At 41.6% G+C, this 15,801-nt stretch carries 16 protein-coding genes and 1 pseudogene; 7 read left to right on the top strand and 10 right to left on the bottom strand.

All coding sequences use genetic code 11. The features are described 5' to 3' along the window. The 3 genes from CXF60_RS02110 to CXF60_RS02100 all read right to left on the bottom strand — a co-directional run. Window positions 1-240 (bottom strand): transposase (locus CXF60_RS02110; protein ID WP_180958067.1); only part of this gene is annotated, 240 nt, incomplete at its 3' end. 154 nt (window positions 241-394) lie between these two features. Then, a complete protein-coding gene (locus CXF60_RS02105) occupies window positions 395-1,384 on the bottom strand; it encodes an ATP-binding protein (RefSeq protein WP_102090581.1) in 990 nt (329 codons plus the stop codon). A gap of 135 nt (window positions 1,385-1,519) precedes the next feature. Then, complete coding sequence (locus CXF60_RS02100) at window positions 1,520-2,455, bottom strand: LysR family transcriptional regulator (protein ID WP_045452403.1); 936 nt, start codon at window positions 2,453-2,455, stop codon at window positions 1,520-1,522. Window positions 2,456-2,618: 163 nt separating this feature from the next. On the opposite strand from CXF60_RS02100, the gene CXF60_RS02095 reads away from it, so the two are divergent. The 5 genes from CXF60_RS02095 (at window position 2,619) to CXF60_RS02075 (ending at window position 5,861) form a co-directional block, all read left to right on the top strand. After that, window positions 2,619-3,566 (top strand): glutathione S-transferase family protein, encoded by a 948-nt coding sequence (locus CXF60_RS02095; protein WP_045452401.1) that lies wholly within the window; start codon window positions 2,619-2,621, stop codon window positions 3,564-3,566. 21 nt (window positions 3,567-3,587) lie between these two features. Continuing rightward, window positions 3,588-4,406 (top strand): DODA-type extradiol aromatic ring-opening family dioxygenase, encoded by an 819-nt coding sequence (locus CXF60_RS02090; protein ID WP_102090580.1) that lies wholly within the window; start codon window positions 3,588-3,590, stop codon window positions 4,404-4,406. 97 nt (window positions 4,407-4,503) lie between these two features. Beyond that, a complete protein-coding gene (locus CXF60_RS02085) occupies window positions 4,504-5,307 on the top strand; it encodes an SDR family NAD(P)-dependent oxidoreductase (RefSeq protein WP_101210644.1) in 804 nt (267 codons plus the stop codon). 49 nt (window positions 5,308-5,356) lie between these two features. Then, on the top strand, window positions 5,357-5,629 hold the full coding sequence (locus tag CXF60_RS02080) for a DUF2218 domain-containing protein (protein WP_101210643.1): 273 nt from the start codon (window positions 5,357-5,359) through the stop codon (window positions 5,627-5,629). Between the two features lie 34 nt (window positions 5,630-5,663). Continuing rightward, window positions 5,664-5,861 carry a hypothetical protein gene (locus CXF60_RS02075; RefSeq protein ID WP_180958066.1) on the top strand — a complete coding sequence of 66 codons (198 nt, stop codon included), beginning with the start codon at window positions 5,664-5,666 and terminating at the stop codon, window positions 5,859-5,861. On the opposite strand, the pseudogene CXF60_RS02070 reads toward CXF60_RS02075, so the two are convergent. Continuing rightward, window positions 5,849-7,081: pseudogene (locus CXF60_RS02070) on the bottom strand (IS3 family transposase). The gene CXF60_RS02075 and the pseudogene CXF60_RS02070 overlap by 13 nt on opposite strands. A gap of 554 nt (window positions 7,082-7,635) precedes the next feature. Further along, the gene (locus CXF60_RS02065) at window positions 7,636-8,553 is read right to left on the bottom strand and encodes a helix-turn-helix domain-containing protein (RefSeq protein WP_102090579.1); all 918 of its coding nucleotides are present in this window, start codon (window positions 8,551-8,553) and stop codon (window positions 7,636-7,638) included. A 235-nt stretch (window positions 8,554-8,788) separates the two neighbouring features. Between CXF60_RS02065 and CXF60_RS02060 the strand changes: the two genes are divergently transcribed. Next, the gene (locus CXF60_RS02060; RefSeq protein WP_102090578.1) at window positions 8,789-9,625 is read left to right on the top strand and encodes an SDR family oxidoreductase; all 837 of its coding nucleotides are present in this window, start codon (window positions 8,789-8,791) and stop codon (window positions 9,623-9,625) included. Window positions 9,626-9,810: 185 nt separating this feature from the next. Here the strand turns inward: CXF60_RS02060 and CXF60_RS02055 are convergent, their stop codons facing one another. The 5 genes from CXF60_RS02055 to CXF60_RS02035 all read right to left on the bottom strand — a co-directional run bounded on the left by CXF60_RS02055 (window position 9,811) and on the right by CXF60_RS02035 (window position 14,915). Continuing rightward, on the bottom strand, window positions 9,811-10,992 hold the full coding sequence (locus CXF60_RS02055; RefSeq protein ID WP_102090577.1) for a multidrug effflux MFS transporter: 1,182 nt from the start codon (window positions 10,990-10,992) through the stop codon (window positions 9,811-9,813). 80 nt (window positions 10,993-11,072) lie between these two features. Beyond that, complete coding sequence (locus CXF60_RS02050) at window positions 11,073-11,690, bottom strand: flavodoxin (protein WP_102090576.1); 618 nt, start codon at window positions 11,688-11,690, stop codon at window positions 11,073-11,075. Between the two features lie 92 nt (window positions 11,691-11,782). Further along, the gene (locus CXF60_RS02045) at window positions 11,783-12,952 is read right to left on the bottom strand and encodes an alpha/beta hydrolase (RefSeq protein ID WP_228707008.1); all 1,170 of its coding nucleotides are present in this window, start codon (window positions 12,950-12,952) and stop codon (window positions 11,783-11,785) included. 39 nt (window positions 12,953-12,991) lie between these two features. Continuing rightward, a complete protein-coding gene (locus tag CXF60_RS02040) occupies window positions 12,992-13,843 on the bottom strand; it encodes an aldo/keto reductase (protein ID WP_102090574.1) in 852 nt (283 codons plus the stop codon). 88 nt (window positions 13,844-13,931) lie between these two features. Beyond that, a complete protein-coding gene (locus CXF60_RS02035; protein WP_102090573.1) occupies window positions 13,932-14,915 on the bottom strand; it encodes an aldo/keto reductase in 984 nt (327 codons plus the stop codon). Between the two features lie 219 nt (window positions 14,916-15,134). Between CXF60_RS02035 and CXF60_RS02030 the strand changes: the two genes are divergently transcribed. Next, on the top strand, window positions 15,135-15,801 hold a 667-nt coding region (locus tag CXF60_RS02030), incomplete at its 3' end, for a LysR family transcriptional regulator (RefSeq protein ID WP_102090572.1).

Raw genomic sequence — 15,801 nt, 5'->3', positions numbered from 1 at the left:
GGAGATTTCAAGATCGCCTGTGTCACTGCGGACGGTCTTTTTAGTGTGCCCGTTACGCTTATTAGGTTTATCTGCTTTCTCATGCTTGGGGTAGCCGAGATGCTCTTCCATCTCAGCCTCTAAGGCAGTATCGATAAAGGATTGCATGAGCTGCTTTTGGAAGTCTTTGATGTTATCAAAGCTTTTCATGCTACCAGCCATTTGCTCGGCCAATTTTTTAATGTCAGATTGAGTAGTCATTGCTTATTCTCCTGTTATTGGATTATAAGCAGTTACACAGTTTTTAGGAAAGGCTCACTCAGGCAGCTCTTAGGCTACTTTTAGAATACTTACGTAGCTAGATCTAGCTACACTTAGCTGCTTTTAGCCACATCTAGCTACCTTTTAGCTAAACCTAGCTATTTGCAAGATACCAAACTTGATTCTTAGATATAACTAGACCATCACGGCGCATCTTCTGCAATAGATTACGCACCTTATTCTTACGCTGTTTATCGTCCAATACTTGCGGTAGCTTGTTAGCAAGCATCTTATCAAAGTCAGCTAGTCTACCCCGCTCAAATGTCTTGAGATACTCTATAATCAAGCTTTGATAATGCATGTCATCTAAGCCGCGCATCTGCATATACTCTGCTTGCTGCTCAGTATGCTTGGCAACATCAGCAGCGATGATATAGCTATTTTTGCGCCCTTCAATCAGAGACTTTTTGCGTAGTGCTTCTGCTTCGTCTTCAGTGATAGCTTGTCCTTTTTGTACTTTATCAAGCGCTATGGTATCGTTTAATGCGAGATTATCGACTGTCGCTAGCTGCTTGGCATACTCTTGATCAAGCACTTTACCTGTGAATTTTACGCGTACTCTTTCATGGGTTAAGTCATAATCTGGTAAAGGAAAAAATCGTTTGTACTGAATCTGATACATTTTTTTGATGCCACTACCAATGGTGTCCATCATATTTAGACTAACCATAGCATTAACCAAAAATGGATTACGATAGCTCGCTTCAGGCGCATCTTGTAGCAAGACATTCTCGATGGTCTTAGGAATAAACTCACCACTATTTTGAAAAATCAGTGTCGAGTCTTCTTTTTCAACCACCGTGATACGTCCACCTAGGCGGTAGTCTTGATGACCAATGGCATTACTTAATGCTTCACGGATGATATAGAGGTCGTACTGCTGCACCTCTTCAGGGAACAACGTACCAGCAGGCATGTAGCGGTAATTTAGATTGCGAATTTTGTTATACACCTCGTCCAAGGCTAACAAAAATGGTGGCGAAAAATGCTCATAGTCTTTTTCAATACCATCAACGCCCTTTAGAATCCAAGTGATATGTGCTTGCGCTGGACTTAAAAAATACGTGGATTTATAACGTCCCAATAAAATAATCGCTGTGTTAGTTTAGGGGATAATTACAAGCGGATACTAACAGCAATATCTCAACCGCTGTAAAGTGTAGTAGCATAAAAAATAGCAAGCCGCATCTATCTTAGGAGAAGCTAGTTATCCAGTGCCTCACGTATTACTGAGCGACTGGCTTTTGGCTATAGACTCATCCCAATAAGGCGGCGCTCCATAATAGCCTTCCATAAAATCGATAAAACACCTGACTTTGTGCGGTAGTAGCTTTCTATGGGCGTAGACGGCATATAAACCTAAGCGTTTAGGTTCAAGTTCAGGCAATACTATCACCAGCTTGCCACTGCTAACTGCTTCACTGACAATAAATGTCGGCTGTAATACCAATCCTGCACCTTCAATAGCTCCTTCTACCAACACATCACCGTTATTACTAAGAAACTCACTACCTTGCTTGAGAATCTTCGCCTTTAATAATTGGTAGACCTCTTCCTTCGCGTCCATGTTCATATAGCTATAATGTAAATAGCGATGATTCTCTAAATCTTCAGGCTTATCGAGTGTGTCATGCTTTTTCAAATATTCAGGCGACGCACACAGAACCACACGAATAGGTGCCACTTCCTTCGCAATAAGTGATGAGCTTTTCAGTTGACCTATACGCAGTGCAATATCAAACCCTTCTTCAACAATATCGACTTTACGATCAGTCAATTGTAGATCGACTGTGACCAATGGATAACGGATCTGAAAGTCAGTGACTAATTTAGCCATATGTTTTAAAGCAAAAGATACTGGCGCACTTATGCGCAACACACCTTTAGGGTTTTGCTGCAAACCACTTAGTTGCGACTCCATATCATCCATACTCAATAAAATCTGCTGCGCATGACCAAAGTAATGACTACCAGCTTCGGTGAGGCTTACTTTACGGGTGGTACGATTCAGCAGACGATTATTTAGCTGCTCCTCCAACTTAGAGACATATTTGCTCACCAATTGAGGTGACAGTTGCAGAGTATTTGCCGCATTAGTGAAGCTGCCTTCGGTCACCACCGCTACAAAGGCACGCATCGCATCGATTCTATCCATATTTTGCACTGTTTTTCTTTAACTATCGAAATTGAACAATAAAGCCATTATCAACGATATGTTGTTAATTAATCAATATCACCTATCTTACTCTTTTTTTTATGTTGATGGTAAAGTAGGGTCATGCTTTTTAAAAGCAATCATCTGACTAGGAGTAAGTATTATGTTAATCAATGGCAATTGGACTGAAGACTGGCAACCGGTACAAGCAGAAGACGAACAAGGGCGTTTTATTCGTCAAACCTCATCGTTCCGTCATTGGATTACTGCTGATGGACAAGCAGGACCAACGGGTACTGGGGGCTTTAAAGCAGAAAAAGACCGCTATCATCTATACGTAGCGCTGATTTGCCCTTGGGCCTCACGTACCTTGATGGCACGTCAGTTAAAAGGTCTGCAAGATATAATCGATATTACCGTGGTCAATCCGCAGCTTGGCAATCAAGGCTGGCAGTTTGGTGGCTTTGACGGTGCTGACAGTGATCCTATTAATCATGCCCAATTTGCTCATCAACTTTATACCAAAGCAGACCCTCAATTTACCGGACGCGCGACTGTACCTGTGCTTTGGGACAAAAAAACCAATACTATCGTTAATAATGAGTCTGCTGATATCTTACGTATGCTAAATACCGCTTTTACAGAACTCGTGCCAAATTACGTTGACTTGTTTCCAAAAGAGCTTGCTGATGATATCGAAGCCCTAAACTTAGTTATCTATGAGAATTTAAACAACGGCGTATACAAAGCAGGATTTGCGACGACACAAGGGGCTTATGAAGAAGCTTATCAGCAAGTATTTGACACCTTAGATATGCTTGAGGCGCGCCTGAGTGATGGTCGTCATTATCTATTTGGTGAGCAGCTGACGGAAACAGATATTCGACTGTTTGTGACTTTAGTACGTTTTGATGCCGCTTATCACGGTCTATTTAAATGCAACCGTAACTTGATCAAAGATATGAGTTCTCTACATGCTTATATGCTACGAATCTTAGCGCTTGATGGCATTTCAGAGACGGTGAGTATCAAGCACATCAAAGCAGGCTATTACTCTATCAAAGCGTTAAATCCCAATGGAATCGTGCCCACAGGGCCTGAACATATTTAGCAAGATAAAGGAGTAAAGTTCATGAATAATGAATCAACCACAGTCAAGCAACCTGTATTGTTTATACCTCATGGTGCCGGGCCTTGTTTTTTTATGGATTGGCAACCAGCAGACACTTGGGATCAGATGGCTGACTTTTTAACTAATAGCTCAAATGGTTTGCCAGAGCGTCCCAAAGCTATTTTAATAGTCAGTGCCCATTGGCAAACGCGGGAGTTTAGTATTACTGCCAGCAAGCAGCCTGAGCTGATTTATGATTACTCTGGCTTCCCTGAGCATACGTATCAGCTGACTTATCCAGCAGCTGGTGCGCCAGTACTGGCTGAGCGGATTGGTCATTTGCTCATCGATGCTGGTTTAAGCAATAAGCAGGACAGTTCCAGAGGTTTTGATCATGGGGTGTTTATTCCACTGAAACTGATGTTCCCTGACGCCGATATTCCAGTAGTACAGCTATCTCTGCGTCATGATTTAGACCCAAAAGTACATCTAAGAGCGGGCCAAGCGCTTGCCTCACTACGTGATGAAGGCGTGTTGATCGTAGGCAGTGGTATGAGCTTTCATAATATGCGAGGCTATGGTGATTCGAGTTTTACCGCACCGTCAGTAATATTTGACGAGTGGCTAACGACAGCAGTTGCAGCTAATGCAGATGAGCGCTTTGCAGCGCTTGCTAATTGGCCAGAGGCACCTCATGCATTGGATTCTCATCTATTAGGTGCGGAGGAGCATTTGCTACCTTTAATGGTTGCCGTAGGGGCAGCAGGAAAAGATAGAGGTAAGAAAACATATTCTCAGCAAGTCATGAAAACTCAGATTTCAGCCTTTCAGTTTGGCTAAATTTATTAATCTGATATTCATTTAATTCTTTATAAACTGATACTCACAAAGCAGCAAACATACATAGACAAAAATTATTTATAAACGGAGAAATATTATGAACATCGACCTTAATGGAAAAACAGCACTCGTCACAGGTTCAACTGCGGGTATTGGCCTCGCTATTGCAACAGGTCTTGCCAAAGCTGGCGCACAAGTCACTATCGTTGGTCGCGATCAAGCTGGCGTTGATGAGGCGATCAAACAGCTTCAACAAGCTGATGCTGTTAATGATGCCAATAATATAAAAGGCATTGTTGCTGATGCGGGGACGGCTGGTGGCTGTCAGACAATTATCAACACCTTGCCAGAAGTAGATATCTTAGTGAACAATCTAGGGATTTATGGCGCCACCCCTTTCTTTGATATTGATGACAATGCTTGGGAGGAGATGTTCCAAATTAATGTCATGAGCGGTGTCCGTCTGTCGCGGCATTATGCAAAAGCAATGAAGGAAAAAGGTTGGGGTCGTATTCAGTTTATCTCTAGTGAATCGGCATTGAATATCCCAGCTGAAATGGTGCACTACGGCGTGACTAAAGCAGCTATTCAAGGCGTATCACGTGGTCTTGCCAAAGTGTTAGCGGGCAGCGGTGTGACAGTGAATAGTATTTTGCCAGGACCGACTCGAACCGAGGGCGCAAAAGCCATGATGCAAGAACTGGCGGATGAGCGCGGCGTCTCAGCGGAGGAGATGGAAGGCGTATTCTTAGATGAGAACCGTCCATCAACGCTACTTAAGCGTTTTGCAACCCCTGAAGAAATTGCCAACATGAGTGTCTATATTGCCTCAACACAAGCGAGCGCAACCACGGGTTCAGCACTACGGGTTGAAGGTGGTATTGTAGAAAGTATTGCTTAACGAGTTTTAGACGGTAAGTTTCTATCATTAATAATAAGGGTATTTAATTATGCTAACATCTAGCGCAACGATACAAACACAAAATCCGCAGCAAATAATGAATCGACTGTGCAAGCACTGGGCACATAAGCTGCCCGTTACCCTAAGCTCAGATAAAGGTGAGATTGAGCTGCCCATGGGTGTCTGTCAGATGTATTGTACTGACTTACTGATAGTAACACTCAAAAGTGATACCGAGCAGTTGCCAAAATTACAGCAAGTTGTCAGTGATCATTTGCTACGTATGGCTGGCAAAGAGACGCTTGTTATCGAATGGGCTTAATTGAGCATCACAGCCAATACAAGAAGAAAAGGTTATGAATATTGATTCGAAAGAGCGCTATGGTCGCATTAGCAAATTTTTTCACTGGAGTATGACAGTATTAATCTTCTGGCAGTTACTTAAGTTCACTGACCGTATCAGCGACGGCGAGCATTGGATCGGTCAGACGTTAGTGACCCCTGCCGTCAAATCCGTACAGTTAAACTTGGGAGATTTTAGTTACGCAGCCTGACGATAAAAGTCAAACCACACCTGTCTTGGCGACTTATAGCCCAGGCCCTTTTGAGTCCTCGTTTGGTTGTAGTACAGCTCAATATAGCTAATGATCTCGTTTATGGCTGTAAACCTTGTTTTATAGTCGTGATGATATATCAGCTCATTCTTTAATGTGCCCCAGAAACTCTCTATTGGCGCATTATCATAACAATTTCCCTTACCGCTCATTGAGCCTATGAACTGATGCTGTTTGATGATCTTGTGATACGCAAGGCTACAGTACTGACTGCCTCTGTCTGAATGAACAATCAATCCTGGGTTTGGTCGTTTGTTTTTGACTGCCATATTGAGTGCTTTGCCAACTAAGTCAGCAGTCATGCGCTTATTGATAGCATAGCCGACCAGCTCTTTAGTGTAGAGGTCTTTCACTCCTGCCAAATACAACCAGCCTTCATCGGTCCAGATATAAGTAATATCGCTGACCCAAGACTCATTAGGACGCCTAGCACCAAACTTCTGATCCAGAACGTTTGGATAGACCAGCTTATTGTGATTGGAGTTGGTGGTGACTTTAAAGCGTTTATGACGACGGCATTTGATACCATGTTCTTCTTTAATACTTCTGACCATATATAAGCTAATATCGTGCCCTTGCTCTATCAGCTTTGCGTGTAGTCGCTCACAGCCGTAGCGCTCACGAGTTTCATTGTGAGCAGCTTTCACCAGTAGCTCGCAATGATTACGGTGTATCTGCTGTTCGCTGATATCGCGACTCAGCCAGTCGTAGTAGCTTGAATGCTTAACCTTTAGTACACGGCACATAGTGGTGATGCTAAAGACCTGTTGGTTGTCTTGGATAAAAGCATACTTCACTAACTGTCACTGCGGGCATAGCCCTACGTCTTGCGTCACTAAAACAGTCTACTAGACTGTTTCTTAACGTTCCTCATTGGCAAAGTACGCGGTGGCCTTTTTTAGAATTTCGCGCTCCTCTTCGGCTACTTTAAGCTGCTGCTTGAGCTGCTTTATTTCTTGAAGAGCACTCATAAGATCAGGATCATATTGTTCTGTGCCAATAAGCTTGCCTTGATTGGCGTTGTTCTGCCAGTTAGATAAGGTTTGCATCGCTATGCCAAGTTGCTTGGCTGTGGCTGAAACATTACCGTTATTGTCTGCTATCTTCTTAACGGCTTCTGCTTTAAATTCGTCACTGTAGGTTCTTACTTTCTTGGTCATGGTAAACTCCGGTTGATACTCTTAGTTTACCAAGTTTACCTCTACGGTTTCTTCAGCATAGCTCACTCTGAGTTGCGGACCTCAGTTATATCAAGACAATGAGTAGTTGGGTGTATACCGCTTTTATTGTTAATTTTTTGCCCGTGCTATCGTTGGTTGAAAAGTATCTAATCGCATGAATACTGGTATGGTGTACGATTAGTTATATGCCACCTTTTGAGTTTGAAAAGCGATATGATGATAGTTTCATCATGTCAGGTATTGCTACCTGATTCAAGTAAAACACTCTCCGATATAGTCGGCGCAGTTCAATAATAAATCCATAATTGATAAGATGTTGGGGTTATCAATCTAGCAAACAATTATCTATAGTAATCATATCTCTATAACCAAAAACATGATGCTAACCGTACATAGACAAAGCTTTAGCACTATCGTTATTATTCGAGACTCTATTTAAGTGATGTCATTAATATTAGATTTTGAGTAATAGCTTTGCATTTTTTATTTATCGTAAAATCTTAATTTAGCCCGTAATTCTTGTCTCAATATAATTAGGATTGGCGACGGTAGTGGCTTGGTGTCATTCCTGTTTTTTTGCGGAATAATCGGGCAAAATGACTGGCGTTTGTATATCCCACTTCTAGTGCCACATCGATAACATTCAATTCGGTTTCTCTTAATAAGCGTTTGGCCACATCAATCCTTAATTTTATATGGTATTGAGAAGGTGGCATTCCTACTGCTTGCTTAAATAAACGATTAAAGTGGTAATCACTCATCCCAACCAACTGCGCTACCCTTGAAAGACAAAACTCTTCTCTTAGATGTTCGACCATCCAATCTTGGACTTGTTTCACTCTATATTTGGGTAAAGCCGATTTATAATCTTTTGAGACATCTATCAAATCTGTATATTGCCTTGCTAGATGAACCGATATCGCTTTTGCCACACTATCAATAAATAACTTGCTAGGTGATTGTGTTTTGCTTTCAGCTTTTAATAATTGTAATAGAGAGATCAATTGTGGGTCATCGATTCCAGAGTAATCTGTAAGATATGCGTGAGAGCTGTTTTTTCCATATTGTTCCCTTAATGCTTCATCAAATATCGATTGGCTGATAACCAGCATCAACACTTGGAGTGGCTCATCCGAGTGTCTTTTCCAGCCAAAATCATATTTAGCTCCACCCGCTGTCACGTACAGCGAGTCGGCTTTGACATGGTGGATGTTCCACTTATGATTACCATTATCACGCTCTTGGGTGGTGGCTTCTCCTGACATTACCCATACAATCATCGGTTCAGAGATAGCAGGCATTGAGAATTGCTCACAATCGCTTTCGAGTGAAAAAATCGATAGCTGCACGTTACTCCATGGTCCATTACTTACACGAAATACTTGAAGACCAGCAGGATATTTATCGATTGCTTCAGCAGACGTCATTTCTGGTTTTACTGAATCTGTCATTTTTATTCTCACAAGGTTTTTTCATTTTTTAAACTATGTATTTTTTAGCAATACCAGCACAGTTTGCACAATAGCAAAGCAGCGTCATCCGAGTTATCAACGTATCTTATATCTACTATAGAGAAGACAAAATAGCATAAATATCAGCCTGTTTTCTCTATAAGCGATAGCGAAACTTGCTTTTGCTCTTAAACAGATACTAGCCATTTATACGGCAAGATATGAGGATATTAAAATGAAAAAAGATGTCATGGTAGTTATTGGTACAGGCGGCATTGGGATTGCCATTGCTCGCCGCTCTGGTTTTGGAAAAACAATTTTGTTGTCTGATCTCAATCAAACAGTTTTGGATGAAGCCGCGCAGCAAATGAGAACAGCGGGTTATCACGTCGATACACAACTGGTTGATGTGACATCGCGTGAATCGGTAAAACAGTTAGCAGAAAAAGCAGACAGTCTAGGTAATGTAATGCAGGTGGTTAACACTGCTGGCTTATCGCCAAATATGGCGTCTGCCAAAAAAATCCTTGAGGTTGACTTGTACGGCGCAGCACTCGTATTTGAAGCGTTTGGCGAGGTTATCCATCAACAGGGTTCAGGTCTTATTATTTCAAGCATGGCCGGACATATGACACCAGCACTACCACTAGAAGTCCAAAATGCACTTGCGTTTACGCCGACTGATGAGCTTCTTCAACTAGACTGTTTAAGCTCTGAAAACGTAACAGATTCAATGACAGCATATTGCCTATCTAAAACAGCAAACCACTTGCGAGTTCAAGCAGCTTGTCTAAGTTGGGGAGAAAAAGGCGCTCGTGTCAACTCTATCAGCCCGGGCATTGTATCTACTGAACTTGCACAACATGAGTTAAATTCTGACATTGGCGATGGCTACCGTGCGTTTATCTCAGCCTCTCCAGCTCAACGTTTAGCATCACCTGATGAAGTATCGGTACTGGCTGATTACCTCCTGAGTAACGACGCAAGCTTTGTCACTGGCAGTGATATTTTGATGGATGGTGGCGTAATAGCGGCGATGCGTGCAAATAAAGTTGAATTGCCGGGTTCATGATTGAACCACTAATAGAACATCTATAAAAAGAGTCCTCGGACTCTTTTTTATTTTTAGTATGCGAGAGTGGCTTTACTATTGGTACTTTGGCCTAGTGATAAGATGAAGAAACTGAATAATAGATTGCTCAGCTGAAAAAACAGTTTGTGATATTGAGCTGATAGGAAAGTCATCTACTCTACTGATTACTTTGCTTTGTACACAATTAAAAAGCTGAACAAGGCAAATAGACACATAATCCATACCATTGCCCATGGCGTCCCATCACTAAAATAAGACAATAAGAGTGTCGAGATGATTCCGCTACCATACTGCAAGGAACCTATCAAAGCAGAAGCAGAACCTGCGATACTTGGTACTTCGTCCAACGCTGCTGCGGTAGCGACCGCCGCGACAATGCCATTCATTGAGAAAAATATAAATGCCATCCCAATAATAAAATATATAGGCATAAGATCTGCTTTGAAGGTTACCGCCATAATGACTGTCGCACAGGTGGCAATACTGGTCGCAATTTTAAGAAGTGAAGACAACTCGAAACGGTGAACTAAGAAGCGATTGATGAAGCTCATTCCCATCACACCAATGATATTCACAGCAAATAGCCACCCATAATGCTGGGCATCTATACCAAAGTAAGTGATGTATACGGCTGGTGAACCTGTAATAAAGGCATAAGCACTGACGTAATAAAAAGTCACGCACAAAGTATAGCGCATAAACGTTTTTTGACTCAGCAAATTAAAATAAGTCACAAATGCTGATTTTATTGACGCTTTTTTGCGTTTATTGATAGGAAGCGTTTCTGGTAATAAAAATATCGAAAAAAACAACACACCACCAATGATTGCAAGCAATATAAAAATACTATGCCACGTGGTAAATGTGATGATTTGCCCACCAAGTAGTGGGCCTCCTATAGGCGCTATTGCCATAATAATCATGAGGGTGGATAGCATTTGTGCCGCACGATTACGAGAGAATAAATCACGCACCATGGCTCGAGCCAGCATAGGCGCGGTACACGCACCAAAGGCTTGAAATACCCGCCAGAAAATAATCTGCTCCATACTATTAGACAGTGCACAGCCGAGCGAGCCGATCGTAAATAACACCATTCCAATAAATAAGGGTTTTCGACGACCGATCTGATCGCTAATTGGTCCCCACACGAGCTGTGCAATAGCAAAACCGACTAAAAAACCTGTGATCGTAAGCTCTGCGTCTCCTTGTAACTCTTTGGCCATCTCTGGCATGGCAGGCAAATAAATGTCCGTTGACAGTGACGTCACTGCCATCAAAGCACCTAAAATAGAGAGAAATAACGCACCTGTAGTAGAAGCGGTTTTAGAAGTATTATCAGTCATAATTTGTCTTTTAAATAGCGGTTACCATCGTCTAATGATGAACTAAACAATGAAATCTAGGGTATCGGTACTCTTAAAAATCAGTCAAACCCTAAACGCTGTAACCATTGATTTACATCATTACGTACTTGTTTTGCATAATCTTTTTGTATTACCAATAAGCGTCCTTGTTTTTCTTTGCCACCTTCGATACTTATGCCGCGTCGCACATCACAATCTTTACAGAGTGATTTTACGGTATCGAAGCCACTGCCCACGCCGTATCCTGCATGGGTATTAAAAGGAATCACTTTTTTTCCTGCTAAATCATACTGATGAAAAAATCGTTTTAGAGGTGGTGGCAACTGCATATCCCACGTCGGAAAACCCACAAAAACAGTGTCATATTGATCCATATTTTCTATTTTTGTTTTTAGAGCGGGCAAGGCTTGTGTCTCATTTTCACGATGCACTTGATCCACCATTCTTTCGTAATCTTTTGGATAAGGAACAACAAGCTCTAAAGCGATTTTATCTCCACCAACGGACTGTTGAATCATATCTGCAACTGCTTTGGTGTTTTGAGTACGTGATACATAAACAATGAGAATAGAAGGATTTTTCGTTGTTGTTTCTGTCATAGTAAGATTGCTCTGTTGTGTACAGCCTAAGAGACTCACCCATAGGCTAATGAGTAAAAAGAAACGCCATTTTTTCATGGTAGATCACCTATAAAAAGATGAAACTGTGAGGGAACCAATCTGGCTTGCTCACTGAGGTTAACGGTCAGTTTTAATGAAAATTGTCACTGCTATTCTTGGGCACTGAGTTTATTCTTCTCTAACCATTGCTCTAATAAAGTAGCAATTTTTTCGTTATTTAAATCTGAGAATGGAAAGTGTGTATTGCCATATACCCCAATTTTCGGCAGTTCGACGACTTGCGCTTGACCACCGTATTGATTGATTTTATTAACCCAAAGGTGCGCCATGCTGACTCGTACGCGCCAGTTATCCTGCCCCGGGTTATCACTTTTCTTGCTGGGGATATTGTCACCGTAATAAATGATAATAGGAATTTGAGTGAGCTTTTTGAATTGCTCTATAGAAACTGGTGTTGCAGTAAGCTTACCCGTGCCACTTTCCATTGCATCTGGTACTTCACCTTCAGGGAAAACAAAGCCACTGCCGGGTTCATAAGACACAATACCTCGGACTTTATCGCTCTTAATTGCTGTCCACCACCCGGGGCCACCACCTTGAGAATGTGTGATAAGGACACTGTCACCTGAACGTTTAAACACTTGAGCTAATGAATCGCTGATAAGCTGCTCATCGTAAGGACCGGTATTAGGTGTCATTTGACGAAAGTATTGGTTCAAAGCTTCGGGCTTATCAGGAAATTGAACGCCTTTAAATCGCTCTGGCCATTGACCTATACGAAACATGTTAAACCACATTTGATCATAAGTTGTGGCTTCGACTTCCATCGAGACAGTTGATTGTCCCGCACGGCCACGGCGCGGTTGATCGACTAAGTAAACTGGATACTTCTTGCGCAAAAATAGAGATTGAAATCCTTCTCGACCATCAGGTGTTGTTCCCCAAGTACTGGCTGATTGACCAGCGCCATGGAGAAAAACTAATGGGTAAGGTTTAGCATCAACTGGAATTTGATAAAAAACCGACGCATGATCGCCATGTAAAGTTTGACCTTGAGAGTTAAATAATTGTTTACCATCAAATTTGCCTTCAGTATAGATAACAGTTCCACCTGCGGAGAAGTTACCTTGCTTTTCGAGCATAATTGGAGCTTTATTAGCTGCAAAGCTGACGGCAGAAACTGTGATCAATAATATGACCGCTAGACCGTGGCATACAAGTGTTTTCAGAGTAAAACATCGTGCGGTTAGGTTCATTATTTTTTCATTCCTTAGTCCTTGGCATGATACCAAAGCAGGGTTTTGTACTTTGGTATCCATATTTTCAGCTTACTATTTGAATCTTAATTATGTTTGTGATTAAACATCCATCTTACGACCCGCTATCCACTCAACCATGGCTGGATCTCGGTGTGAGAAGAACGAGCTAGTATTGGTATCTAAAGATATGATGGTGTTGATGTCATCGCTGTCTAATTCAAAATCAAATACCGCTAAGTTTTGTTGCATATGATCAAAGTTTACGGTTTTAGCCAAACAAACCACCTCTTGTTGCACGAGCCATCGCAAGATAATTTGAGCAATAGATTTGTTGTGTTTTTCAGCAATCTTACTCAAAACTGGGTGGCTAAATAGATTATTACGACCTTCAGCAAAAGGTGCCCATGCTTCAGGTTGAACGTGGTTACGCTTCATATATGGAATGGCTTGGAGCTGCTGCTGAAATGGATTCACTTCAATTTGGTTGACCGCAGGAGCCACATGATTGAATGCTATTAAGTCTGCCAATCGATCTGGCGTAAAGTTACTGACACCAATGGCACGAATCTTACCTTCCGCTTGTAACTCTTCCATCGCACGCCAAGCCCCATGTACATCACCATAAGGTTGATGAATCAAATAAAGATCAACATAATCAAGCTGCAAACGCTGTAACGAGCGTGAAAATTGTGCTTTTGCACCTTCATAGTTGGTATCTTGCAACCACAACTTCGTGGTAATAAACAACGCCTCACGAGGTACATCAGCATTTTTGATTGCATTACCTACAGCGGTCTCATTCATATAAGAGGCTGCGGTATCAATGTGACGATAACCCGCCCTAATGGCATCAGCGACGGCTTGCTCACAAGCTTCAGGCTCTTCGATTTGATAGACACCAAAGCCTAAAATGGGCATCTCAATGCCATTATTTAAAGTAATATTCTTCATTGATATTTTCCTTACTAAGTATTATTTATTGGTATTATCTGTATAGATTGTAAATGGAGAAGCTATAAATAGAGAGACTATAAATAGATTAACGGTTAATACGCTTTTGTAAGTGAGCCGGATAACGGTCACCAACAATGTCAATGTCTGCTATTGCTTTTTCAATCATTGCCAGTTCTGTACTGGTTAAGCTGACTTGCGCCGCTGCTACATTTTCTTCTAAACGATGAGTTTTAGTCGTTCCTGGGATAGGAGCAATCCATGGTTTTTGCGCTAAGATCCATGCGAGTGCCACTTGAGCATTTGTCGCTTCTTTTTGTGTTGCAATTTGGGTTAAGAGATCGACAAGAGCTTGATTGGCTTGACGAGCTTCAACCGAAAAACGCGGTACAAGGTTACGAAAATCATCGTCAGCAAACTCAGTCTTATTATCGATAGTACCTGTCAAAAAGCCCTTACCTAATGGACTAAAAGGTACAAAACCAATGCCCAACTCTTCAAGCACTGGGAAGATGTCTTGTTCTGGCTCACGCCACCACAATGAATACTCGCTTTGTATTGCAGTCACAGGAAATACGCTATGGGCGCTACGAATAGCATCAACACCAGCTTCTGATAAACCCAAATGCTTCACCTTACCCTCTTGAACTAAGTCCTTAACTGTACCTGCAACCTCTTCCATCGGTACATCAGGATCGACACGATGCTGATATAACAGGTCAATATAATCGGTTTTTAGACGTTTTAAGCTTGCGTCTACCATCTTTCGAATACTGGCTGGACGACTGTCTACGCCTTGCTCAACAACCCCATTTTTAAAGCCGAATTTGGTTGCAATAACAACTTGCTCGCGAAAAGGTTTAACCGCTTCACCAACGATTTCTTCATTGGTAAATGGCCCATAACACTCCGCTGTATCGAAAAAAGTAACCCCTTGTGTATGAGCGTGTTGAATCAATTTGATGGCATCAGATTTGATTGGCTGATTGCCATAACCAAAACTCATTCCCATACAGCCCAAACCAAGTTCTGAGACATTAAGACCGCTAGTGCCAAGTTGACGTTGTTTCATAGTTATTCTCCTAAATAATCGTTATTTTTGATTGGCTTTAACCAAATCACTGGTGTGCCATCTTGAGATTCTGTAATGGCGATATAACCTAAAGCCGACTGAACAATATCTATTGTAAATGGATAAGATTGTTTTGATTAGATGGGTAAAACAGGATTACTTTATGAAATTTTTTCATTAATATAGGTAGTCAATGCTGGCAATCAGATTTGGGTTTATATGAATAAAAATTACAATGACTTATTGGCGTTTGTCACAGTGGCAGAGCTTGGCAGCTTTACTAAAGCTGCACACGTCTTGGGTGTATCTCAATCAGCACTGAGTCATACTGTTCGCAATTTGGAAGCTAAATTGGACGTAAGGCTGCTTTATAGAACGACACGCAGCGTGTCACCAACAGAAGCAGGAGAAAGACTGCTTCATTCCGTAGGACCCAAATTGCGTGAGATTGATTTAGAGCTAGAATTGGTTAATGATTTTAAGGACAAGCCTGCTGGAACCGTCAGAATTACGGCTGCCGAACATGCGATCAATCATATTGTCTGGCCCAAATTACGACCATTACTATTTGAATTTCCAGACATCAACCTTGAGTTGAATGTCAATTATGGACTGGTTGATATCGTTGCAGATCGTTTTGATGCTGGCATTCGCTTAGGTGAGAATCTCGATCAAGATATGATTGTCGTGCCAATCTCTGCCCCTTTTCGTATGTCTGTTGTGGGCAGTCCTAAATACTTTTCACAAATAAAAATCCCTAAACATCCTAGTGACTTAATGCACCATAATTGCATCAATATTCGTTTGCCCACTTTTAATACTATTTATGCCTGGGAATTCGAAAAAAACGGTAAAGAAATTAAAGTTAACGTGAAAGGACAAGTGG

Source organism: Psychrobacter sp. 4Bb, from assembly GCF_002836735.1.
GTDB lineage: Bacteria > Pseudomonadota > Gammaproteobacteria > Pseudomonadales > Moraxellaceae > Psychrobacter.
This window is presented reverse-complemented; position numbering and strand designations above follow the sequence as displayed.